The organism is Agromyces sp. NPDC055658, from assembly GCF_053618155.1.
Genome location: NZ_JBSHHD010000007.1, coordinates 78,966 through 101,678, shown reverse-complemented (window position 1 = coordinate 101,678; position 22,713 = coordinate 78,966). Strand labels below are relative to the sequence as shown.

The window sequence follows — 22,713 nt, the reverse complement described above, 5'->3', positions numbered from 1 at the left end:
GGGGCGTGCCACACGACACCTCCGAGGCGATCACCCCTGCCAAACCGCGGTCCGAGACCCGTCGACCGTCGTTCTTCTGGGTGCTCGCCGTCCTCATCCTGCCGATCATCAACCTCGGCATGCGCTTCCGGTTCCACCATCGAGAGCGCATGCCCGCTTCGGGTGCGTTCGTGCTCGCGCCGAACCACTACAGCGAGATCGACCCCGTCGTGATGGGCGCCGCGAGCTGGAAGCTCGGTCGCGCGCCGCGGTTCCTCGCGAAGGCGTCGCTCTTCAAGAACCCCGTGCTCGGCTGGTTCCTGCGCACCTCGGGCCAGATCCCGGTCGAACGAACCGGAAGCAACGGCCACCAGGCGCTGCGTGCCGCCGAGGAGCTCGTCGAGAAGGGCCGGATGGTCATCGTCTACCCCGAGGGCTCGCTCACCCGCGACCCCGACCTCTGGCCCATGCGCGGCAAGACCGGCGCGGTGCGCATCGCACTTGAGCGAGGCATCCCGATCGTGCCGGCCGCCCACTGGGGCACCCAGGCCGTGCTGCCCCGCTACGGCAAGAAGATCAGCCTGTTCCCTCGCAAGACGATCGACGTCATCATCGGCGAGCCCTTCGACCTCAGCGCCTACCGCGACAAGCCCATCGACCAGGCGATGCTCGTGAAGGCGACCGGCGAGCTCATGGACGCGATCGCCGAGCTCCTCGCCGAGGTGCGCGGCGAGCCCGCACCCGCCGAGCGCTGGAACCCGGCCGCCCACGGCCAGAAGGAGACGGGGCGCCTTGAAGAGTAGACAGAAGCCGCCGCACGGCACTCGTGTGGCCGTGCTGGGCGCCGGCAGCTGGGGCACGACCTTCGCGAAGATCCTCGCCGACGGCGGTGCCGACGTCGTCCTGTGGGCCCGGCGGCCCGAGATGGCCCGCGAGATCCAGGAGGCGAAGCGCAACAGCGACTACCTCCCGGGTGTCAATCTGCCGCTGAACCTCCGTGCGACGAGCCGGCTCGACCTCGCCCTCGCCGGGGCCGAGCAGGTGTTCGTGTCGGTGCCCAGCCAGTCGCTGCGCGACAACCTGAAGACGATCGCGCCGCACCTGCACGCCGAGGCGAAGGTCGTCTCGCTCATGAAGGGCGTCGAGAAGTCGACGGGCCTTCGCATGAGCGAGGTCATCGCCGAGGTGCTGCACATCGACGAATCGCAGATCGCCGTCATCTCGGGCCCCAACCTCGCGCTCGAGATCGCGAAGGAGCAGCCGACGGCCGCCGTCGTGTCGTCGACGAGCCTCGAGACCGCGCAGGCCGTCGCCAGCGTCGCGCGCAACCGCTACTTCCACTCGTTCGTCAACACCGACGTCATCGGCACCGAGTTCGGCGGCGTGCTGAAGAACCTCATCGCCGTGGCGATCGGCATCGTCGACGGTGCCGGCTACGGCGACAACACGAAAGCGTCGATCATCACGCGCGGCCTCGTCGAGATGAGCGACTTCGCCGTCGCCTTCGGCGCCCACCCCGAGACGCTGTCGGGCCTCGCCGGACTCGGCGACCTCATCGCGACGAGCCAGTCGCCCCTCTCGCGCAACAACACGGCCGGGCGGTTGCTCGGCCAGGGCTACCACCTCAACGACGTGGTCAACCGCATGCAGCAGACGACCGAGGGCCTCGCCTCGGTCGGGCCGATCCTCGAACTCGCGCGGGCGAAGGGCGTGGAGATGCCCATCGTCGAGCAGGTGCGACAGGTGCTCGCGGGCACCCTCGACCCCAAGGACATCGCGCCGCACCTCACGACCGACGACGAGCCGCAGGGCGAAAGGACGAAAGATGGACAAGCTCACGGTGGTTCTGCTGTTCGGCGGGCGCTCAAGCGAGCATTCGATCAGCTGCGCCACGGCGGGCGGGGTGCTGGGGGCGATCGACCGTAGCCGGTTCGAGGTGATCCCCGTCGGGATCACGCGCGACGGCGCCTACGTGCTCGAGGCCGACGACCCGACGCGATTCGCGCTCGATCCGGCCCACCTGCCCGAGGTCGTCGACAACGGCACCCGGGTGCGTTGGCCCGAGTCGGCCTCGTCGCGCGAGCTCACCGTGTCGGATGCCTCGGGCACGCGCTCGCTCGGCGACGTCGACGTGGTCTTCCCGATCCTGCACGGCCGGTTCGGCGAGGACGGCACCGTCCAGGGCCTCCTCGAGCTCGTCGGCCTGCCCTACGTCGGCAACGGCGTGCTCGCCTCGTCGCTCGGCATGGACAAGCACTTCACGAAGACGGTGCTCGAGGGTGCCGGCATCCCCGTCGCGCCGTGGGTGACCGTGACGCGCGCGGCGATCGACCGCGACCCCGAGCTGTGGCATCGCCGGGTGCACAGCCTCGGCCTCCCGGTGTTCGTGAAGCCGGCCCGGGCCGGCTCGTCGGTCGGCGTCACGAAGGTCGACGACTGGGCGAAGCTGCACGAGGCCCTGGACGTGGCGTTCGCCGAGGACGGCACCGTGCTCGTCGAGTCGGGCGTCGTCGGCCGTGAGATCGAGTGCGCCGTCCTCGAGGGGCGCGACGGAACGCCGCAGGTCAGCGTCGCCGGCGAGATCGTCGTGACCGGGCGGGAGTTCTACGACTTCGAGGCGAAGTACCTGGACGCGCCGGGCGTCGAACTCGTCTGCCCGGCCGACCTCGGCGACGGCGAGCTGTTCGAGCTGCAGCGCGTCGCGCGCCGAGCCTTCGAGGCGATCGGCGGCCAGAGCCTCGCCCGCGTCGACGTCTTCCTCACCGGCGAGGGGTTCGTCGTCAACGAGATCAACACCATGCCGGGGTTCACGCCGATCTCGATGTTCCCGACGTGCTGGCTGAACTCGGGCCTCAGCTATCCCGAGCTCATCACCGAGCTCATCGAGGTCGGGCACGCGACCGGTGCCCGGTAGCACGCGAAGTGCGGCCCCCGGTTCCGGCTCAGCCGTCGGTGCCGGGCGCGGTGGTCGCGTCGTCGACCGACGTGCACTCGGTCTCCGAGGGGATGACCGAGACGGCGGATGAGAGTTCGGTGATGGCCGTGGTGCCCGAGACGACGTCGTTGTCCACGAGCACCTCGACCGCCGGGGTGCGCCCGTAGGTGGTGAAGCGGTAGTTCGGGGCGTCGGTCTCGTCGATGATCCAGTCGACGCCGTTGACGGTGACGCAACGGTCGGTCGTCGGCCCGGGAGGCTCGACGCCGCAGCGCAGCAGCACCGAGGCGGGGGAGCCCCAAGCGCCCGTGCCCTGGGCGTTCGTCTCGCGCTCGGCCTGCTCCTCGCCGGTGCCCTTCGCGAGCACGTCGGGCAGGCGTACGACGACGGCCGCGCAGTCGGGCGAGCTCGCCTCGTCGGCGGGGTCGATCGGCACGGGCTGGCTGCAGCCGGTGAGCGAGATCGCGAGCGCGGCGGCGCAGGCGGCGACGAGGGGCAGGCGGGCGCGACGCAGACGCGCGTTCGGGTGGTCCATCCCCTTCAGGTTAGCCGCGCGCGGCCCACCGCGCCCGACGGCGGTCGCCCGTCGCCCGAGCGTGGCCGTTCGAGCCGAGCGTCGCCCGCCGCACGGCAACACCCGGTCGGAACGGCAACATTCGATGGGTTCGACGTGCATGACTCAGCAGTTCGGACGGCAGGCCCGCTGCGAGAGGGCGTCGGTGAGCACGGTGCTCAGGTCCTGCGGCTTCGCGGCCGAATAGGCGGCGCCGCCCGTCGCCTTCGCGATCGCTCGCATGGCCTTCACGTCGGTGTCGGGCCCAATGCCGACCATGACCACGGGCACGGGCTTCGACGGGTCGTCGAGCTGCTTCAGCTTCTCGAGCAGCGTCTCGAGCGAGATGCCGTGCTCGTCCTCGTTGCGGCCGTCGGTGAGCAGCAGCACGGAGTTCACGCGATCGGCGTCGTAGGTCGAGCGCACCTGCGCGACGGCCGCGAGCACCGTGTCGTAGAGCCCGGTCGCCCCGCCGAGCCGGCCCGGGAGGGACGCGATCGCGCTGTTGATGCGCGCCCGATGGTCGTCGGTGCCGAGACTGTCGATCGGGACGAGCGGCTCCCAGTCGCGATCGCCCGCGCGCGCGGTCGAGAAGATCCACATCCCGAGGTCGACGTCGCCCGAGAACTGCGAGAGCGTCTTGGCGGCGGCCTGGGTGAGCAGGTCGATGCGGCGGAGGCCCGTGACCGTCGGCTCCTCCATCGAACCGGAGACGTCGATGACGCCGAGGATGCGGGAGCGAAGGCTCAGCACGCCCCAGGTGCGCAGGATCGCGACCTGCGCGCCGGCGGCGGCCGAGTCGACCGGCACGGCGTCGACGAGCACGCCCTCCTGTTCGAGCTCGCCCGAGCCGGTACCGTCGCGGAACCCGTCGGCGGCGAACGCGTCCTTCGCCGACCAGAGGGCGAGCTTCAGCGCGTCGAGCTCGCGCGCGTGCAACGCCCGGGCTCTGGCGTCGGCGCTCTCGTCGGTCTCGGCGTCGGCGGCGGGCAGGTTCTTCGCGAGCTCCGATTCGTCGAGCACCCGGAGGAACGGGTAGCTGAGCGCGAGCGTGCCGTCGGCGGGGTAGAGGGCGACGAGCGGGGTCGAGCCGCCCTCCCGGTTGTGGCGGGCGATCTGCTGCTCGCTCGCGATCACGACGGTGCCGTCGGCGGCGCCGTCGAGGGCGGCGAACGCGTCGTCGATCGAGGACGGCATCGTGTCGTTGAGCTCGATCATCGCCTGCTGGAACTGGCGGGTCGTCCCGATGTCGACCCGGCGTTCCATCGCCTGCAGTGCGCTGAGGCTGGCCGACGAGGCCTCGGGGTCGGGCAGCAGCGCCGAGAACGCGTCGTTGAGCAGGCCGTTCCAGCTGAGGTCCTCCCCGTCGACCGCGTCGGGCCGGTCCGCGCGTGCGGCGAACACGACCGGGCTCGAGGCGATCGATCGCTCGAGGGCGAGATCCGGCACCGGGCGGCCGAGCGACCGGGCGGTGCTCGACATCCGCACGAGCCAGACGGGGGAGTCGGGGATCCAGGCGTCGACGTCGGAGGCGTTGCCCGAGGCGAGCATGGCGGCCGTGTCGGCCGAAGCCTGCGCGACCACCTCGGTGCGCGAGCACGAGTCCTCGGCTGCGTCGTAGTCGGCCGCGATCGCCTCGACGGTCGATGCGATCGCCGGGTCCGCCGCGACGGTCAGCTCCACCGGCTCGGTGCAGGGGATCTCGGGGTGCAGCCAACGATCGAACTGGCCGCCGGCCCAGGCGACGCCGGCGCCGCCGACGAGCGCGACGACGGTCGCGGCGGCGGACAGTCCGATGATCACCCGGCGGCGACGGCGGCGGCCCGCTGTTCGTGCTGCTCTCTCGCTCCGACGGCTCACGCGTGCTCCATTGCAGGGGCGGTGAGCGGGGTGGACTCACCGCATTCGGGTCTCGTACCGAACCCACCGTACGTCAGCGAGGCGGGGTTCGTAAGGACCCATTACACACCATTCGCGAGTCCGGCGCTCGTTACGCTGGACGGATGCCCGACTCGACCGCCTCCGCGACCAACGACGACCGCCCGATCGGCGAACTCGGCGAACAGGCCGTGCTGGCGCGGATCCTTCCGCGGCTCGACCCCGGCGACTCGGCGCTCCTCGGCGCCGGCGACGATGCGGCGGTCGTCGCCGCGGCCGACGGGCGGTTCGTCGTCACGTGCGACCTCATGGTGCACGGCCCCGACTTCAGGCTCGCGTGGTCGAGGCCCTTCGAGCTCGGCTGGAAGGCCGCTGCGACGAACCTCACCGACATCGCCGCGATGGGCGCCCGGCCCACGGCGCTCGTCGTCGCGATCGCCGCCCCGAACGACCTGTCGGTGAGCGTGCTCGAAGGCATCGCCGACGGACTGCGGGAGGGCCTCGCGACGCTCGCCCCGGGCTGCGGGGTCGTCGGCGGCGATCTGTCGGCCTCGAAGGTGCTCACGATCTCCGTGACGGCGTTCGGCGACCTCGAGGGCCGCGCGCCGGTCACACGCTCGGGCGCGCGGGTCGGCGACGTCGTCGCGCACGCAGGCGCGCGCGGTGCCGCGGCACGCGGGCTCGCACTGCTCTTCGCCGAGGGGGTGGATGCCTCGGGCCGGCCCGACCCCGGGCGCACCGCCGCGCTGCGCGACCGGCACGGGGAGCTCATCGCGGCGCAGCTTGCTCCGAGCCCACCCGTCGGGGCGGGCCGCGACGCGGCCATCGCCGGCGCGACCGCGATGCTCGACGTCTCCGACGGGCTCGCGCGGGACGCCCGCCGGCTCGCCGAGGCGAGCGGGGTGGGTCTCGACTTCGAGCGGAAGGCGCTCGGCCCCGACGTGCGCCTCGCGCTCGCGGGCGCGGAGGACCACGGCCTGCTCGCGACCTTCCCGCCGGGCGCCGCACTGCCGGCGCCGTTCCAGGCGATCGGTCGGGTGGTCGACGCCCCCGGTGCCATCCTGCTCGACGGCGGCCCGGTCGACGCCGACGGCTGGGACCCCTACTCGGGCTGGGACGGCGCGGCGGGCTGAACGGCGTCGGCCCACCACAGGGTCGTCTCGCCGTAATCGCGCCGGCGGGAGGCTTCGATGCCCGTGGGCCAGGTCGGCTCGGGCGAGCGGCTGCTGCGCTCGACCACCACGATCGCGTCCTCTGCGAGCAACGGCGCGAGCAGTTCCAAGTCTCTCGCCAAGGCGGGTTCGCCGAGGTCGTACGGGGGGTCGATGAAGACGAGATCGAATCCCGCCGCCGCGCCCTCGAGGTAGGCGGCGACGGCTCGTTGCACCACCCGAACGCGGGCGCCGGCGCCCCGGGCCGCGCGACGCACCGCGTCGGCATTGCGCCGGCAGATCTCGGCCGCGGCCGACGCGCGCTCGACGAGCACGACCTCGCCCGCGCCGCGGCTCGCCGACTCGAGCCCGAGGGCTCCGGATCCGGCGTACAGGTCGAGCACGCGCGCGCCGTCGATCGCGTCGCGCGATTCGAGCGCCGAGAAGATCGCCTCGCGCACGCGGTCGCTCGTCGGGCGGGTGCCCGAGCGGGGCACCTGCAACGTGAGCGAACCGGCGGATCCGGCGATGATTCGGGTCATGACTCCGGCAGCCTATCGGCGGCGGCGCGGCGGTGCCACGAGGCCGGCGACGCATAACCTTCCGGCACGGCGATGTCGGCCCGGCACTGCCATGATGGGAGTGTGCCTGCCCCGATTGATGAAGAGACCGGCTCGACCGACCGCGTACCCGCCGAACCGTCCCGGCATCGAGGGGGCGAGCAGCAGCTGCTCGACCGCCTCTGGGACTTCTCCGATCCCGAGGCGAGTGCCGAGCGCTTCCGCGCGGCCGCGGCCGACGAGGGGAGCCCGGCGCACACCCGCGCGGTCATGACCACGCAGCTCGCCCGAGCGCTCGGCATTCTCGGCCGCGGCGACGAGGCGCTCGCACTGCTCGACGAGGTCGCCGCCCTCGGCCCCGTGGCCGGTGAACCCGAGGCGTACGCGGCCGAGCTGCGAGCGAGGGTGGCGATCGAGCGGGGCCGGCTCGCGGCATCCCATCATCGCCCTGCCGACGCCGTGCCCGACCTGACCCGCGGCGTCCGCGAGGCCGCCGTCGCCGGATCGCCGTTCCTCGTGCTCGACGCGCTGCACATGCTCGCCCTGAACGACGCCGGTCACGAGGAGGAGTGGGCGACGGAGGGCTTCGACGTGCTCGACGGCTCGCGCGACCCGCGGGTGCTGCGCTGGGGCGTCGCGCTGCACAACAACCTCGGCTGGACCCTGCACGACTCGGGTCGGCTGACCGGTGCGCTCATGCACTTCGAGCAGGCCGTCGAGGCCGCCGACGCGTACGGCACCCCCGAGCAGCGCCATGTCGCGCGCTGGTCGGTCGGTCGCTGCCTGCGCAGCCTCGGCAGGCACGACGAGGCGCTCGAGCTGCAGCGCGCGCTCGCGGCGGAGCGGCCCGACGATCCCTACGTCAAGGCCGAGCTCGCGGCGCTGACGGAGGCGGAGCCTACGATCGAGGCATGACGGCGCGACCTGCTGAGACCGAGGGCGGGGCTCCGGCCGTGCCCGGCAGCCTCACCCTCGACTCGAAGCTGTCGGGCGCCCTCGGCGGTCGCACGGCACAGGCGGTCGAGCGCGCCTTCGGCTACACGACGGTCGGCGAGATGCTCGCCCACTACCCGCGGCGCTACGCGCTCCGCGGTGAGCTCACGGCGCTCGCCTCGCTCCCGCTCGACGAGAACGTGACGATCGTCGCCGAGGTGCTCGAGGTGCGCGTGCGCGAGATGCGCCAGCGTCGCGGCTCGATCGTCGAGGCGAAGATCTCCGACGGCACCGGGGTGCTGACGCTCACCTTCTTCAACCAGCGCTGGCGCGAGAACGACCTGCGTCCGGGCCGGCGGGGCATCTTCGCGGGCAAGGTGGGCGACTACAAGGGCAACCGGCAGCTCGCGCATCCCGACTACGAGCTCTTCGACGACCTCGCACCCGTCGACGTCGGCGACGCGGCCGCGAAGCGCTGGGCCGAGTCGCCCATCCCGATCTATCCCGCGACCTCGACGCTCGCGAGCTGGCAGCTCGCCAAGGCGATCGGCGTGCTGCTCGACGGGCTGGGCGCCGTCGACGATCCCCTCCCGTCGTCGGTGCGCGAGGGGCGGGGGCTCCTCGCGCACCGCGAGGCGCTCGAACGCGTGCACCGGCCCGAGCACGAGTCGGAGTGGAAGGCCGCCCGGCGCACGCTCCGGTTCACCGAGGCCTTCGTGCTGCAGACGGCGCTCCTCGAACGGCGTGCCGCGCTCCGCACGACGCGGGCCCTGGCCCGGCGCCCGACCGCCGGCGGACTGCTCGAGCGATTCGACGCTGCGCTGCCGTTCGCGCTCACGGGCGACCAGGTGCAGGTCGGCGACGAGATCGCGCGCGACCTCGGCGAACCCGTGCCGATGAACCGACTCGTGCAGGGCGAGGTCGGCTCGGGCAAGACGCTCGTCGCGTTGCGGGCGATGCTCGCCGTCGCCGATTCGGGCGGGCAGTCGGCACTGCTCGCGCCGACGGAGGTGCTCGCCGCGCAGCATCTGCGTTCGATCGTGAAGATGCTGGGCCCCGAGCTCGCCGCGGAGCTGATCCCGACCCTGATCACCGGGCAGCTGCCGGCCGCCGAACGCAAGCGGGCGCTGCTGCGGGCCGCCGCCGGCCAGTCGCGACTCGTCGTCGGCACGCACGCGCTCATCGGCGATCGGGTGTCGTTCGCCGACCTCGGGCTCGTCGTCGTCGACGAGCAGCACCGCTTCGGCGTCGAGCAGCGCGAGGCGCTGCGCCTCAAGGGCGCCGAACCGCCGCACGTGCTCGTGCTCACCGCGACGCCGATCCCGCGCACGGTGGCGATGACGGTGTTCGGCGACCTCGACGTCTCGACGATCGCCGAGCTGCCCGCGGGCCGCGCCGGCATCGAATCGCAGGTCGTGCCGCTCGCGATCCGTCCCGCCTGGCGGCCGCGGGTATGGGAGCGGCTCGCCGAGGAGGTCGCCCTCGGGCGCCAGGGATTCGTCGTGTGCCCGGCCATCGAGGCTCGCGTCGCCGAAGACGACGGCGAGCCCGTCGAGGCGGACGGCGAGGGCGAGACCGCCGGACCGGTCGCATCCGTCGCCTCGGTCCTCGCGGAGCTCGAGGCGAACCCGCGCTTCGCCGACCTGCGGGTCGCCCCGCTGCACGGGCGGATGAGCGCCGACGAGAAAGACCGCACGATGCGCGCCTTCGCGGCGGGCGAGCTCGACGTGCTCGTCTCGACCACCGTCATCGAGGTCGGCGTCGACGTGCCGAACGCGAGTGTCATGGTCGTCGTCGACGCCGACCGCTTCGGCGTCTCCCAGCTCCACCAGCTCCGCGGCCGGGTCGGCCGCGGGGCGGTCCCGGGGCTCTGCCTGCTCGTCACGCAGGCGGTGCCCGGCTCGCTCGCCCTGCAGCGCGTCGAGGCGGTCGCCGCGACGCTCGACGGCTTCGAACTCGCCCGCGTCGACCTCGAGCTGCGACGCGAGGGCGACGTGCTGGGCGCCACGCAGTCGGGCGGTCGCTCGTCGCTGAAGCTCCTCCGCGTCGTGCGCGACGGCGACGTCATCGCCGACGCCCGCGCCGAGGCCGAGCTGCTGCTCGGGTCCGACCCCGGGCTCGCCGACCATCGGGCGCTCGCGGCCGCCGTGCGGCGCCGGCTCGACGACGAGGCGAGCGGGTACCTGAGCAAGGGCTGAGACTCTCGGCCCGACGCCGCGGGGCTCCGCAGAGACACTACGCTGTTGCGTATGCAGCGGATCGCCGTCGTCCCAGGATCGTTCGACCCCGTCACGCGCGGCCACCTCGACGTGATCGCCCGGGCGGCGGGCCTCTACGACGAGCTGCACGTGGTCGTGGTGCACAACCCCGACAAGTCGGCGCTGCTGCCCATCGCCCAGCGCGTCTCGCTCATCGAGCAGTCGATCGCCGACGCGGGCATCCAGGGGCGCATCGTCGTCGCCTCGTGGAGCATGGGGCTGCTCGTCGACTACTGCACCGACGTCGGCGCGACCGTGCTCGTGAAGGGCATCCGCTCGCAGGTCGACGTGGCCTACGAGACGCCGATGGCGATCGTGAACCGGCACCTCGCCGGCGTCGAGACCGTGTTCCTGCTGCCCGACCCGGCGAATGCGCACGTGTCGAGCTCGCTCGTCAGGCAGGTGGCGGCGCTCGGGGGCGATGTCGCGCCCTACGTGCCGACGGTCGTCGCCGACTACCTCGAGACGGCGATGACGCCATGAGCGAGGCGGTCGCGGTGACGGGCGGGCCCGGGGCCGGCTCCTCGATCATGGGCATCGACGAGGTGGGCGCACTCGCCGCCGGGATCGTCGCGAACGTCGAGACCGTGATCGCCGGCAAGCGCGACGCCGTGACCGCGTCGCTCACCGTGCTGCTGGCCGAAGGGCACCTCCTCATCGAAGACGTGCCCGGCGTCGGCAAGACCATGCTCGCCAAGGCGCTCGCCCGCTCGGTCGACGCGACCGTCAGCCGCATCCAGTTCACTCCCGACCTGCTGCCGAGCGACGTGACCGGGGTCTCGGTGTTCGACCAGTCGAGCCGTCGGTTCGAGTTCAAGCGGGGGCCGGTGTTCGCGAACCTCGTCATCGGCGACGAGATCAACCGCGCGAGCCCGAAGACGCAGTCGGCGCTGCTCGAGTGCATGGAGGAGCGCCAGGTCACGGCCGACGGCACGACGTATCGGCTCGATGCGCCGTTCACCGTCGTCGCCACGCAGAACCCGGTCGAGATGGAGGGCACGTATCCGCTGCCCGAGGCCCAGCGCGACCGCTTCATGGCCCGCATCTCGATGGGCTACCCGGCATCGGCCGACGAGCTCGCGATGCTCTCGACGCGCGAGACGAAGAGCCCGCTCGATGACCTCTCCGCCGTCGTCTCGCTCGAGGAGCTGCGATCGATGATCGAGGCGGTGCAGCACGTCTTCACGTCGCAGCCGGTCAAGGAGTACGCGGTCGATCTCGCCCGTGCGACCCGTGACGATCGTCAGCTCCGGCTGGGTGCCAGCCCGCGCGCAACGCTGCAGCTCGTGCGGGCGGCGAAGGCGCATGCCGCGATGCACGGCCGCGACTTCGTGCTGCCCGACGACATCGACGCGCTCGCCGTTCCGGTGCTCGCGCACCGGCTGGTGCCGACGAGTCGCGCCCTCGGCGCGCACGACCGCGACGCGGGTCCGCTCATCGACGCCATCGTCCGACGCATCGTGGGGGAGACGCCGGTTCCGGTCGGCAGCGCACGAAGGAACTGAGATGCAGCGCCTGCGCCCTCCTCGCTTCGCCGCCTGGCCGCGGCTGACCCGGCGTGGCGGTGCGCTGCTCTTCGTCGGCGTCGTGCTGCTCGCGGTCTCGCTGTGGTTCGACCTGCGCGACATCATGCTGCTCGCGTTCGTCGGCATCGCCATGCCCGGCGTCGCGGCCCTCTTCGTGGCGCTGCGCGCGCCGAAGCTCGGCGTCACGCGCACGTTCACCCCGCCCGTGGTCAGCGCCGGGTCGGGCGCGAGCGTGGCGATCACGGTGCGGAACCGTGCACGGCGCACCTTCGACGGCGCCCACTGGCGCGATCGCGTTCCCGAGGGGCTCGATGCGCCGCCCGAGGCGGTGCTGCCCGCGATCGGTCCGTACGAGGGCGTGCTGCCGTCGGGCGACGACACGGTGCACCTGGAGTACCGGCTCCGCCTCCCGCGGCGTGGCGTGTACGGCATCGGCCCGCTCCGCGTCGGCGTCTTCGACCCGTTCGCCCTCGCGCGCATCGATCGCGACGCCGGAGCACGCCACGAGGTCGTCGTCACCCCCCGGGTGACGCCGCTCGAGCGGGCGCTCGGTTCGGCCGCCAGTGTCGACGGGGTGCTGCACGGCCTGCAGCGGCGCACGCACCCGAACTCCGACGAGCTCATCGCACGGGAGTACCGCTACGGCGATCCGATGCGCCGCGTCAACTGGGCGGCGACCGCCCGTCGCGGCGAGCTCATGGTGCGCGAGGAGGAGCAGCGGGGGGATCCCGAGGTCCGCATCCTGGTCGACACCACCCTCGCCGGCCGGCCGCGCACCGGCGCGTTCGCCCACGGGAACGCAGAGCACGGGCACGCCGGCTTCGAACTCGGCGTCGAGGTCGTGGCCTCGATCGGCGTCCACCTGCTCGAGCGGGGATTCCGAGTGCGCTGCGATCCGGTCGCCGACCCGGCACGCGGGTCGATCGCGACGGCGAACTCGAGCGGCCCGTACCACATGCCCGGCGGCGACCGGCTGCTGCTCGAAGACCTCGCGCGCCTCGAGGTCGCGAATCGCGACGACGCAGCCGACCGTGCGCCGCGAGGTGGGGGAGACCGCGGCGAAGCGCGCGCCCGGGAGGCCAGGATGCCGGGGTTCGCGGTGCTCGTCGAGCCCGACGAGCGCGACGCCGCGGGGCTCGTGGGGCTCCGGCAGACGATCGAGCCCGCGATCGCGTTCGTCGCGGAGACGGTGTCGCATCGCGTCGTCGAGGCGCTCGAGGAGGCCGACTGGCGCGTCGTCCGAGTGCGTCGGCCCGCCTCGATCGGCGACGCGTGGGCGGGCATCGCACTGCGTGCCGACGTCGGGGCGCCGGGAGACGGGGGCGAGCGCGATGCATCCCGATGACCGCCCGCTGAGCCGCGCGCAGCGCCTCGCGCTGACGGCAGCATCGTTCCTGCTCGTCGCGGTCGCCTCGATGGCGCTCGGCCCCCTCATCTCCGGCAGCGGCTGGTGGTGGCTCTGCGCCTTCATCGCGGCCGGCACGATGTTCGGCGGTTCCGGGCTGCGCGCCCTCCGCGTGCCCGGCTCGCTCGTACCGCTCGGCGAACTCGTGATCCTGCTGCTGCTGCTCACCCTCGTCTTCGGCGGGGGGACGAGCTTCGCGCTCATCGTGCCGACCGCTGACACCTTCCCGCTGTTCGGCGACCTCTTCGACGGCGCGCAGCGCACGATCCAGCAGCAGGCGGTGCCGGCGATCGCCGTGCCCGCCCTGTCGTTCGTCCTCGCGCTCGGCGTCGGGGTGCTCGCCATCTGCGTCGACGTGCTCGTGCAGACCGTGCGCATGCCGGCGCTCGCCGCGGCGCCCGCACTGGTGCCCATCCTCATCCCCGGCTTCATCATCGAGTCCGGCGCCGAGGTGTGGGCACTCGTCTTCTCGGCGGCGGCCTACCTGCTGCTGCTCCGCGTCGACGTGCGGGTCCGTCGGCGCGCGAACCTCGCGGGCGGCGACGACGACGAGCGAGCCGCGACGGTGGTGCCGCCGGCGCGCGTGCCCGCCGCCTCGGGCCTCGCCACGACGCTCGGCCTGACGACCGTCGGCATCCTCGTCGCGACCGTCCTCGCCGCCTCCACGCCGAGCATCTCGACGAGCCTGCTGCTCGGCACCGGATCCCAGGGCGCGATCTTCGGTCGCGGGGTGACCCCCTTCATCGATCTCGGGCGCGACCTGCGCAGGCCCGAGCCGCGACCCGCCTTCCACTACTTCGCCCGCGACAACGACCGCCCCTACTTCACCCTGCTCACGCTCGACCGGTTCGAGGGCGCCGCGTGGGGCGTCACCGAGTCGCCCGTCGATGCCGACAACACGGTGGACGCGCTGCCGTTGCCCGATGGCCTCGACGGCGAGGTGGAGGCGAAGGAGCACCCGATCGACATCGTCGTCGACGAGGTGCGCACCACCTGGCTCCCGCTGCCGTACCCGACGCGCAGCGTCGAGGGGCTGAGCGGCTCCTGGTTCTGGGATCCGGGCGCGCTCACCGTGCGCAGCGTCGACACGGACACCGGCGGTCAGCGGTACCGGGCGACCTGGCTCGACCGGCAGCCCACGCCCGCGCAGTTGCGCTCGGCCCGCCCCACCGGGGGCGACGACCTCGCCCCGTACCTCGCACTGCCCGACGATGTGCCGTCGATCATCTCCGAGACCGCCGACACGGTGACGGCCGCCGAGGCGACCCCGTACGACGCCGCCGTCGCGATCCAGTCGTACCTGCGCTCCGACCGGTTCGAGTACTCGACCGAGGCGCCGGTCGAAGAGGGCTACGACGGCGGCGGATTCGAGGTGATCGCGAAGTTCCTGGAGAACAAGTCGGGGTACTGCGTGCACTTCGCCTCGACGATGGCGGTGCTCGCCCGCGAGGCGGGGATCCCGTCGCGCATCTCGGTCGGCTACACGCAGGGCACCGCGACCCAGGAGCGGGTGGGCGGTGTGCAGCGCATCGAGGTCGACTCGCACGACCTGCACGCCTGGCCCGAGCTGTACTTCGAGGGCGTCGGCTGGGTGCCGTTCGAACCCACGCCCGGCCGGGGCAGCGTGCCGGACTACTCGCGCCCCGGTGCCGGCGAAGCGGCGGAGACCCCCACCCCGACGCCGGGTGCGTCGAGCGGCGCGCCGAGCGGGCGACCCGAGCTCGATCCCGACCGCGGCCTCGGTGCGTCGGCCGGCGGTTCGGTCGGCGTCGACGGGTGGTGGTGGCGCGGCGGCATCGTCGTGCTCCTCGCGGTCGTGGTCCTCATCGCACCGGCCGTGCTGCGCGCCGCTCAGCGCTCAGGCCGGTTGCGCCGGATCCGGCGCGGCGAACGACCCGCGGATGCCGCGTGGGACGAGCTCGTCGCGAGCGCACGCGACCTGGGGGTGCGACTCGATGCGACCGCCACCCCGCGCGGCGCCGCAGTGGCGCTCGCCGAGCGCGAGGGCTTCCGTGAGCCCGCGGCGGCCGCGGCGCTCCTCGTGCTGCGCGACGCCGTCGAACTCGAGCGATACGGTCCCGGGCGGCACGCCGACGAGGCATCCGTCGCACGTCTGGCAGGGGCGCTGTCGACGGCGCGTGCCGCGCTCGCGGTCGGCGAACCGCTCGCGGGACGTTACCGCGCGGTGCTCGTGCCGCGTTCGCTCGTCGACCGGGTCCGCCCGGCGTTCGGCGAACGCACTGCCACCGGCGCGTAGAATCGTCGATCGTGGCCATCAAGCAGTCCCCTTTCAGCGTGAACGTGCGCGACCTCGTCAACCGTCCCGGCGAGATGCGCGAAGCGTTCATCACCGTGCCCGCGCCCGAGCAGTTCGGCGAGGGGCTCGTCGCCGTCGCCGCCGGTTCGGAGGTCGAGCTCGACGTCCGGCTGGAGTCGGTGCACGAGGGCATCCTCGTCACCGCCGAGGTCGACGCGACCGCCGAGGGCGAGTGCGGTCGCTGCCTGACCGACATCGCGCTGCCCGTCCGAGTCGAGTTCCAAGAACTCTTCGGGTATCATGGCGGGGAAGCAATCGAGTATGAGGTTCAAGACGACCACGTGGATCTTGAACCACTCATCCGAGATGCGGTGGTGCTGGCACTGCCGTTCCAGCCGGTGTGCCGACCGGATTGCCCGGGTCTCGACCCAGAGACCGGGCTCCGACTGGCCGATCATCCGGAACTCGTCACCCCTGAGCACAGCGATCCTCGCTGGGCCGCGCTCGCGGGGTTCCAGGCTTCCGAAGACAACGGTCCGGATGCGTCATCCGGCGCCGATCAGCAGAGAGAAGAGAGATAGTCATGGCGGTTCCCAAGCGGAAGCAGTCACGCGCCAACACCCACGCGCGCCGTTCGCAGTGGAAGGCCGAGGTCCCCACGCTCGTCAAGACCGTCGAGAACGGCAAGGTCACCTACAGCCTTCCGCACCGCGCGAAGGTCGTCGAGGACTCGGCGGGCACCCCGCTCTTCCTCGAGTACAAGGGCCGCAAGGTCGCCGACGTCTAGTCGGCCCGAGACGCACCGACGACCGGTCGTGACGCGAACGGAGCGCACGGGTAGCGAGAATCGCACGCTCGACGAACTGCAGCAGACGCTGCAGATCGAGATCGATCCCGCCCTGCTCCAACTCGCGCTCACGCACCGGTCGTTCGCGTACGAGAACGGCGGCATCCCGACGAACGAGCGCCTCGAGTTCCTCGGTGACTCGATCCTCGGGCAGGCCGTCACGGTCAAGCTCTTCCGCGACCATCCCGACCTCGACGAGGGCGAGCTCGCGAAGCGCCGCGCCAGCCTGGTGTCGAGTGTCGCACTGGCCGAGGTCGGTCGTGCGATCGGCGTCGGTCGGTACATCCGGCTCGGCCGCGGCGAGACCCTCACCGGGGGAGCCGACAAGCCGTCGATCCTCGCCGACACGGTCGAGGCGATCATCGGCGCCGTCTACCTCGACGCCGGCGGCGACATCGCGACCGGTCTCGTGCTGCGCCTCATCACGCCGCTCATGCAGGACCCCGAGCGATTCGGCGCGGCGATGGACCCGAAGACGAGCCTGCAGGAGATCGCGGCGCGGCGCAGCGCCCCTGCACCCGCGTACTCGGTGGCCGAATCCGGCCCCGACCACAACAAGCACTTCGTCGCGACCGTGACGGTCGGCGAGCTCGTGCAGGCGTCGGGCGAGGGATCGAGCAAGAAGCAGGCCGAGATGGCCGCGGCGCTCGAGGCGTGGACCCTGCTCAACGGCGCGAACTGAGTTGCCCGAGCTTCCCGAGGTCGAGGTCGTCCGCGCAGGGCTCGCGCCCGCGGTGACCGGCGCCGTCATCACCGCCGTAGAGGTGCTCGACCGGCGTTCGCTGAAGCGCCACGATCCGGCCGTCGGCGACTTCGAGCGCCTGCTGGCGGGTGCACGGGTGAGCGCGGCCGTGCGTCGCGGCAAGTTCCTGTGGCTGCCGCTCGACGACGGGACCGTCGCGAGCGACCGGGCGGGTGCCCGCGCGATCGTCGGCCACCTCGGCATGAGCGGGCAGATGCTGCTGCGCACGCCCGATCACCCTGGCGACGACCGGCACGCCCGCGTACGACTGAACGTCGAGCACCCCGAGCACGGCGAACTCCGAATCGACTTCGTCGACCAGCGCATCTTCGGCTCGCTCGCCGTCGACCGTATGGGGCCGACCGACGACGGCGAGATCGCCGGGTTCTCGGCGTCGGTCACGGGGGAGTGGGCGCGCTCGATCCCGAGCCAGGTGTCGCACATCGCCCGCGACCCGCTCGACCCGGCGTTCTCCGACGACCTGTTCGCCGCACGGCTCGCACGTCGCGCCAGCGGCATCAAACGCGTGCTCCTCGACCAGGGTGTCGTCAGCGGCATCGGCAACATCTACGCCGACGAGTCGCTCTGGGCGGTGCGACTGCACCCCGAGCAGCTCGCCTCGTCGCTCAGCCGGCGCCGCACGACCGAGCTGCTCGCCGCCGTGCGCGACGTGCTCGGGCGCGCCCTCGTCGAGGGCGGCACGAGCTTCGACGCGCAGTACGTGAACGTCAACGGCGCATCGGGCTACTTCGCGCACTCGCTCAACGCTTACGGGCGCGCGGGCGAACCGTGCTCGCGCTGCGGCACGCCGATCGTGCGCGAGCCGTTCATGAACCGGTCGTCGCACCGGTGCCCGCGGTGCCAGCGGCGGCGATGACGTCCGGCGCGGCTGACCGCCCCTGCCCCGCTCAGCCGCGCTGCCACTCGGCGGAGATCCCGCGGAGTCCGAAGCCCAGCGCGATGTTGATCGCGAGCATGTGCTCGTTCTCGTCGGCGTTCCACGTGTAGACATCGGTGCGTTCGGGGGCGAACTCGCCGAGCAGCACGAGGTTCGCGAGTTTCACGCGCATGCCCAGCCCGTGACCGCGGTGCGCCGCGACGACCAGCGTGTCCGATTGATAGGCGACCGTCTTCCCGGGCGGCAGCAGCAGCTCGGTGTACCCGGCGACGGTGCCGTCGGGGGCGACCGCCGCCTGCACGAGCAGGGAGCGCCCGCCGTCGAGCGAGCGATCCTCGTGGGCGCGAACGCGGGCCGCGTCCCACTCCTCCTCGTCGATCGTCAGGCCGCCCGCAGGCACGTCCAGCGCCATGCGCGCGCGGGCGGCCGCATAGCTCTCGACGAGTTCGTCGGGCGTTCGGTCGACCCAGCCGACGAGCCGATAGCCGGATGCCTCGGCCTCGCGCTCCTCGGACGCGGCGCGGAACTCCTCGAGACGCCCCGCGACCGTGAGTCCGCTCTGCCGCTCGAGCTGTCGCAGCGTGTACCCGTGCCGGGTCGCGAACCGCACGCTCGGCAGGTCGGCCGGGATCGAGGCATCGCCCTGGGGGGCTCGCAACCGCTCGCCGGCTCGCTGGGTCACGGCGATCGGGAAGTCGTCGAAGCCGGCGAACGCCTGGCGTCCGAGCCCGCGGATCACGGCCTCCGCGCGTTCGATCAGCCGCGAACCGATGCCGGCCCGTCGGTACGCCGGGTGCACCTCGACGATGAGATTGCCCACCGTTGCGGCCGGGTCGGCCTCCCAGAACGTCACCACGCGACCCACGCAACGCTCGCCGTCCCACGCGGCGAAGAGCCGTCGCGGCAGGTACTCGTCGCGGTACATGGCGAGGAGCTCCGGGGCGGTGAATGCGAACCGGTCGTCGCCCCAGCGTTCGACCTCGATGGCGGTCATGAACTCGACGACGCGTTCGAACTCGATGGCCTCTGGTGCGCCGAGCGTCGCGGGGAGGGCCACCTCGCGGATCTCGACCGGCATCGGCTGCTCCTCTCGTGCGGGTTCCGACGCATCGGGCCGCCGACCGGGCAGCCGCCCAGACTATCGACCCCGCCCGGCGGCGGCAAGGGCCGATCACCGAAGCGCGGCGCGCGTGCGCGGATCGGCCCCGAACCTCGGATACCGTAGTCGGCAGCGTTCGTGCGGCGAGGAGAGGGTGGAGCGTGTACCTGAAGAGTCTGACGCTCAAGGGCTTCAAGTCCTTCGCACAGCCGACGACCTTCGCCTTCGAACCCGGCGTCACCTGCATCGTCGGCCCGAACGGATCGGGAAAGTCGAACGTCGTCGACGCGCTCGCCTGGGTCATGGGCGAGCAGGGCGCGAAGACCCTCCGCGGCGGCAAGATGGAGGACGTCATCTTCGCCGGCACCTCGACCCGTGGACCGCTCGGACGCGCCGAAGTGAGCCTCACGATCGACAACACCGACGGTGCGCTGCCGATCGAGTACACCGAGGTGACGATCTCGCGCACCCTGTTCCGCAACGGCACGAGCGAGTACGCCATCAACGGCGACCAGTGCCGGTTGCTCGATGTGCAGGAGCTCCTCAGCGACTCGGGCCTCGGTCGCGAGATGCACGTCATCGTCGGCCAGGGACAGCTCGACCAGGTGCTGCGCGCCACTCCCGAGGACCGCCGCGGCTTCATCGAGGAGGCCGCCGGCATCCTCAAGCACCGTCGTCGCAAGGAGAAGACCCTCCGCAAGCTCGACGCGATGCAGACGAACCTCACTCGCCTCTCCGATCTCGCGGGCGAGATCCGCCGGCAGCTGAAGCCGCTCGGCCGGCAGGCCGAGGTCGCCCGCGAGGCGGCCACGATCGCCGCGGTCGTGCGCGACGCGAAGGCGCGCCTGCTCGCCGATGAGGTCGTCGGGCTGCGACGCGCACTCGAGGAGCACGGCAAGAGCGAGCACGAGCGGCACGCCGAGCGACTCGTGCTGCAGGAACGGCTCGAGCAGCATCAGGCGAAGGTGACGGCGCTCGAGCAGGCGCAGGGCGGCGACTCCGTCGACCGTGCCCGTTCGACGAGCTTCGCCCTCGAGCAGGCCCAGGCGAGGCTCCGCTCGCTCGATTCGCTCGCCCGTCAGCGCATCGCGCTCCTCGAGGGCGCCTCGGAAGAGGCGGATGCCTCGCCGAGCGTGACCCGCGAGATGATCGACGCCGCCGTCGCCGAGCTCGAGGGCCTGCGCGACGGCATCGGCGCCGCGGCATCCGCCCTCGACGAGGCGCACGAGACGACGATGCGCACCCGCGCCGAGCTCGACGCCGTCGACCAGGAGATCGCCCGGCAGTCGGCCGAGGTGTCGGCCTACGACCTCGAACTCTCGAAGCTGTCGGGGCAGGCCGACTCGGCCGCCTCGAAACTCGCCGCCGTGCGCGGCGAGGTGCTGCGGCACGCGAATGCGCTCGAGGCGTCGGCCGGCCGACGTGCGGCGGCGGCCACCGCGCTCGCCGAGGCCGAGGCCGCGGCAGGTGTCGAGGAGTCGGCCGAGACCGACCTCGACGAGGCCTACGAGCTGGCCCAGGCCGCGGTCTTCGAGGCGGAGGCCGAGATCGAGCGCATCCGCGAGGAGCTGCACGGCCGCGAGCGCGAGCAGGGGGCGCTCAGCGCCCGCACCCAGGCGCTCTCGCTCGCCCTCGACCAGAAGGACGGCTCGGCCGCGCTCGTCGCCGCGGGCGTCGACGGCGTGCGCGGACTCCTCGCCGAGTCGATGCAGGTCGAGCCCGGCTTCGAGGCAGCGATCGCCGCCGCGCTCGGGTCGCTCGCCGACGCCGTGCTCGTCGACGACCGTGATGCCGCGTACCGGGCGCTCGACCGCGCCGAGTCGGGCGAACTCGGCCGGGTGGCGCTCGCCGTCGCCGAGCCCGGGGTCGAGGCCGCGGCGACGCCGGCCCTCGCCGGGCTCACGCCGGCCGCGTCGGTCGTCACCGCGCCTGCCGGCGTGCGCGGCCTCCTCGCCGAGGTGTTCATCGCCGACGACCGCGACTCGGCTCGCGCCGCCGAACCCGCGCTCGGTGGGCTCGACCGGCCCGCGACCGTGATCACGCGCGAGGGCACCGTCATCGGCCGATACGTCGTGCGCGGCGGCTCCGGGCGCAAGCAGAGCCGCATCGAACTCATCGCCGAGCGCGACCGCGCCGCCGCCCGCCTCGAGGAGGTGCGCGGCGAGATCGAGCGCAGCCGCACCGAACTCGCCGAGCAGCGCCGGCTCGTCGAGCAGTCCAAGGAGCAGTCGAAGCGCGCTCTCGCGGCGCTGCGCGAGTTCGACGCGCAGCTCGCACAGCGCACCGAGCGCCTCAACCGCGCGCGCGTTCAGGCCGAGGCCGCCGAGGCCGAGTCCGAGCGACTGCAGCAGGCGTCGGCGAATGCCGAAGAACGGGTCACGGACGCCGAACGCGCCGCCGACGAGGCGAAGGCCGCCCTCGAGGCGGCACGCGCCGTGCCGCGTCCCGTGCTCGACGTCGCAGCGCGCGACGGGGCGCTCGCGTCGGTCGAGGCCGCCCGCGAGGCCGAGGTCGAGGCGAAGCTCAGGCTCGAGACCGCGAAGGAGCGGGTCCGCGCCGAGGAAGCGCGGATCCGGGCGATGGAGGCCCAGTTCGACCAGGAACGGCGCGCCGCCGACGAGGCGGCGCGGCGCGCCGTCATCCGCCGCGCGCAGCTCGACGCCGCCCGACGCGTCGCCGAGGCGCTGCCGCCCGCGCTCGCGTCGGTCGACGCGTCGGTCGCCGAGGCTCGCGTCGCCCTCGGCCGCGCCGAGGCCGAGCGTGCGAGCCGCAACGAGGAGTTGCAGGCGGTTCGGCGTGAGGAGTCGGTCGTGCGCGAGCGGCTGCACGCGGTCACCGAGGACGTGCACGGCCTCGAGCTGCGCATCTACGAGAAGAAGCTGCACGTGACGGGGCTCGTCGAGCGCGCCGAGTCGGAGCTCGGGCTCGACGAGACCGTGCTCATCGACGAGTACGGTCCCGAGCAGCCGGTGCCGGCCGAGACGGAGGACGGCGAGGCCGTGCCGTTCCGTCGTGAGGAGCAGCAGCGACGGCTCGCCGCCGCCGAGCGCAAGTACGCCCAGCTGGGTCGGGTCAACCCGCTCGCGCTCGAGGAGTTCGCCGCGCTCGAGCAGCGCCACCAGTTCTTGAGCGAGCAGCTGACGGACCTCGCGAACACGCGCAAGGACCTGCTGACGATCATCGAGGAGATCGACGGCAAGATGGAGTCGATCTTCCGCAGCGCCTTCGACGACACGAAGGCCGCGTTCGCCGAGGTCTTCCCCGTGCTCTTCCCGGGCGGCGCGGGCAGCATCTCGCTCACGAACCCCGACGACATGCTCACGACCGGCATCGAGGTCAGCGTCAAGCCCGCCGGCAAGAAGATCGAGCGGCTCTCGCTGCTCTCCGGCGGCGAGCGCTCGCTCGCGGCCGTCGCGCTGCTCATGGCGATCTTCAAGGCCCGCCCCAGCCCGTTCTACATCATGGACGAGGTCGAGGCCGCGCTCGACGACGCGAACCTCGGGCGCCTGCTGACGACCTTCGAGGACCTGCGCGACTCGAGCCAGCTCATCGTGATCACCCACCAGAAGCGCACGATGGAGATCGCCGACGCCCTCTACGGCGTCTCGATGCGCCAGGACGGCGTCTCGGCCGTGGTCGGGCAGCGCGTGCGAGAGGAGCGCGAGCAGCAGGCGAGCTGAGGCGGTCGGGCC

At 72.6% G+C, this 22,713-nt stretch carries 19 protein-coding genes; 15 read left to right on the top strand and 4 right to left on the bottom strand.

What is annotated here, in order from left to right; genetic code table 11:
• Nucleotides 1–5: 5 nt before the first annotated feature.
• The 3 genes from ACWGPE_RS05380 to ACWGPE_RS05370 are packed head-to-tail and all read left to right on the top strand — an operon-like array spanning nt 6 to nt 2,893.
• The gene (locus ACWGPE_RS05380) at nt 6–782 is read left to right on the top strand and encodes a lysophospholipid acyltransferase family protein (RefSeq protein ID WP_231430713.1); all 777 of its coding nucleotides are present in this window, start codon (nt 6–8) and stop codon (nt 780–782) included.
• Nucleotides 772–1,905: an NAD(P)H-dependent glycerol-3-phosphate dehydrogenase gene (locus tag ACWGPE_RS05375; RefSeq protein ID WP_231430714.1), complete on the top strand. Its 1,134-nt coding sequence runs from the start codon at nt 772–774 to the stop codon at nt 1,903–1,905. Before ACWGPE_RS05380 ends, ACWGPE_RS05375 begins: the two co-directional genes overlap by 11 nt.
• A complete protein-coding gene (locus tag ACWGPE_RS05370; protein ID WP_452048288.1) occupies nt 1,805–2,893 on the top strand; it encodes a D-alanine--D-alanine ligase family protein in 1,089 nt (362 codons plus the stop codon). Before ACWGPE_RS05375 ends, ACWGPE_RS05370 begins: the two co-directional genes overlap by 101 nt.
• 28 nt (nt 2,894–2,921) lie before the next feature.
• Here ACWGPE_RS05370 and ACWGPE_RS05365 read toward each other — a convergent pair whose 3' ends face one another.
• Together ACWGPE_RS05365 and ACWGPE_RS05360 are read right to left on the bottom strand one after the other, a co-directional pair.
• A complete protein-coding gene (locus ACWGPE_RS05365; RefSeq protein WP_231430716.1) occupies nt 2,922–3,449 on the bottom strand; it encodes a DUF3515 domain-containing protein in 528 nt (175 codons plus the stop codon).
• Between the two features lie 144 nt (nt 3,450–3,593).
• Nucleotides 3,594–5,270, bottom strand: a complete 1,677-nt coding sequence (locus tag ACWGPE_RS05360) for a substrate-binding and VWA domain-containing protein (protein WP_231430717.1) — start codon at nt 5,268–5,270, stop codon at nt 3,594–3,596.
• A 200-nt stretch (nt 5,271–5,470) separates the two neighbouring features.
• On the opposite strand from ACWGPE_RS05360, the gene thiL reads away from it, so the two are divergent.
• Nucleotides 5,471–6,478, top strand: coding sequence for a thiamine-phosphate kinase (gene thiL / locus ACWGPE_RS05355; protein ID WP_231430718.1), 1,008 nt, complete (start codon nt 5,471–5,473; stop codon nt 6,476–6,478).
• Here the strand turns inward: thiL and rsmD are convergent.
• The gene (rsmD, locus tag ACWGPE_RS05350; protein WP_376931480.1) at nt 6,448–7,038 is read right to left on the bottom strand and encodes a 16S rRNA (guanine(966)-N(2))-methyltransferase RsmD; all 591 of its coding nucleotides are present in this window, start codon (nt 7,036–7,038) and stop codon (nt 6,448–6,450) included. The genes thiL and rsmD overlap by 31 nt on opposite strands.
• A gap of 102 nt (nt 7,039–7,140) precedes the next feature.
• Here rsmD and ACWGPE_RS05345 point away from each other — a divergent pair, with 102 nt between their 5' ends.
• From ACWGPE_RS05345 to mutM, 10 genes are all read left to right on the top strand, one after another.
• Entirely contained in the window at nt 7,141–7,971 is an 831-nt protein-coding gene (locus ACWGPE_RS05345) for a tetratricopeptide repeat protein (RefSeq protein ID WP_231430720.1), read from the top strand.
• Entirely contained in the window at nt 7,968–10,187 is a 2,220-nt protein-coding gene (locus tag ACWGPE_RS05340) for an ATP-dependent DNA helicase RecG (RefSeq protein ID WP_231430721.1), read from the top strand. The genes ACWGPE_RS05345 and ACWGPE_RS05340 overlap by 4 nt, the downstream gene beginning before the upstream one ends.
• Nucleotides 10,188–10,238: 51 nt before the next feature.
• Nucleotides 10,239–10,730: a pantetheine-phosphate adenylyltransferase gene (gene coaD / locus ACWGPE_RS05335; protein WP_231430722.1), complete on the top strand. Its 492-nt coding sequence runs from the start codon at nt 10,239–10,241 to the stop codon at nt 10,728–10,730.
• Nucleotides 10,731–10,777: 47 nt separating this feature from the next.
• Nucleotides 10,778–11,752 (top strand): AAA family ATPase, encoded by a 975-nt coding sequence (locus ACWGPE_RS05330; RefSeq protein ID WP_231432311.1) that lies wholly within the window; start codon nt 10,778–10,780, stop codon nt 11,750–11,752.
• A 1-nt stretch (nt 11,753) separates the two neighbouring features.
• Complete coding sequence (locus tag ACWGPE_RS05325) at nt 11,754–13,118, top strand: DUF58 domain-containing protein (RefSeq protein ID WP_231430723.1); 1,365 nt, start codon at nt 11,754–11,756, stop codon at nt 13,116–13,118.
• Complete coding sequence (locus ACWGPE_RS05320) at nt 13,105–15,435, top strand: transglutaminase family protein (protein ID WP_231430724.1); 2,331 nt, start codon at nt 13,105–13,107, stop codon at nt 15,433–15,435. The genes ACWGPE_RS05325 and ACWGPE_RS05320 overlap by 14 nt, the downstream gene beginning before the upstream one ends.
• A gap of 11 nt (nt 15,436–15,446) precedes the next feature.
• The gene (locus ACWGPE_RS05315; protein ID WP_231430725.1) at nt 15,447–16,016 is read left to right on the top strand and encodes a YceD family protein; all 570 of its coding nucleotides are present in this window, start codon (nt 15,447–15,449) and stop codon (nt 16,014–16,016) included.
• Between the two features lie 2 nt (nt 16,017–16,018).
• Nucleotides 16,019–16,222 carry a 50S ribosomal protein L32 gene (gene rpmF, locus ACWGPE_RS05310; protein ID WP_106564619.1) on the top strand — a complete coding sequence of 68 codons (204 nt, stop codon included), beginning with the start codon at nt 16,019–16,021 and terminating at the stop codon, nt 16,220–16,222.
• A 76-nt stretch (nt 16,223–16,298) separates the two neighbouring features.
• On the top strand, nt 16,299–16,964 hold the full coding sequence (gene rnc / locus ACWGPE_RS05305) for a ribonuclease III (protein WP_376931531.1): 666 nt from the start codon (nt 16,299–16,301) through the stop codon (nt 16,962–16,964).
• A gap of 1 nt (nt 16,965) precedes the next feature.
• On the top strand, nt 16,966–17,901 hold the full coding sequence (gene mutM / locus ACWGPE_RS05300; protein ID WP_452048287.1) for a bifunctional DNA-formamidopyrimidine glycosylase/DNA-(apurinic or apyrimidinic site) lyase: 936 nt from the start codon (nt 16,966–16,968) through the stop codon (nt 17,899–17,901).
• A gap of 31 nt (nt 17,902–17,932) precedes the next feature.
• On the opposite strand, the gene ACWGPE_RS05295 is transcribed toward mutM, so the two are convergent.
• Nucleotides 17,933–19,000 carry a GNAT family N-acetyltransferase gene (locus ACWGPE_RS05295; RefSeq protein ID WP_452048286.1) on the bottom strand — a complete coding sequence of 356 codons (1,068 nt, stop codon included), beginning with the start codon at nt 18,998–19,000 and terminating at the stop codon, nt 17,933–17,935.
• Nucleotides 19,001–19,182: 182 nt separating this feature from the next.
• Here ACWGPE_RS05295 and smc point away from each other — a divergent pair, with 182 nt between their 5' ends.
• On the top strand, nt 19,183–22,701 hold the full coding sequence (gene smc / locus ACWGPE_RS05290; RefSeq protein ID WP_452048285.1) for a chromosome segregation protein SMC: 3,519 nt from the start codon (nt 19,183–19,185) through the stop codon (nt 22,699–22,701).
• Nucleotides 22,702–22,713 lie beyond the last annotated feature (12 nt).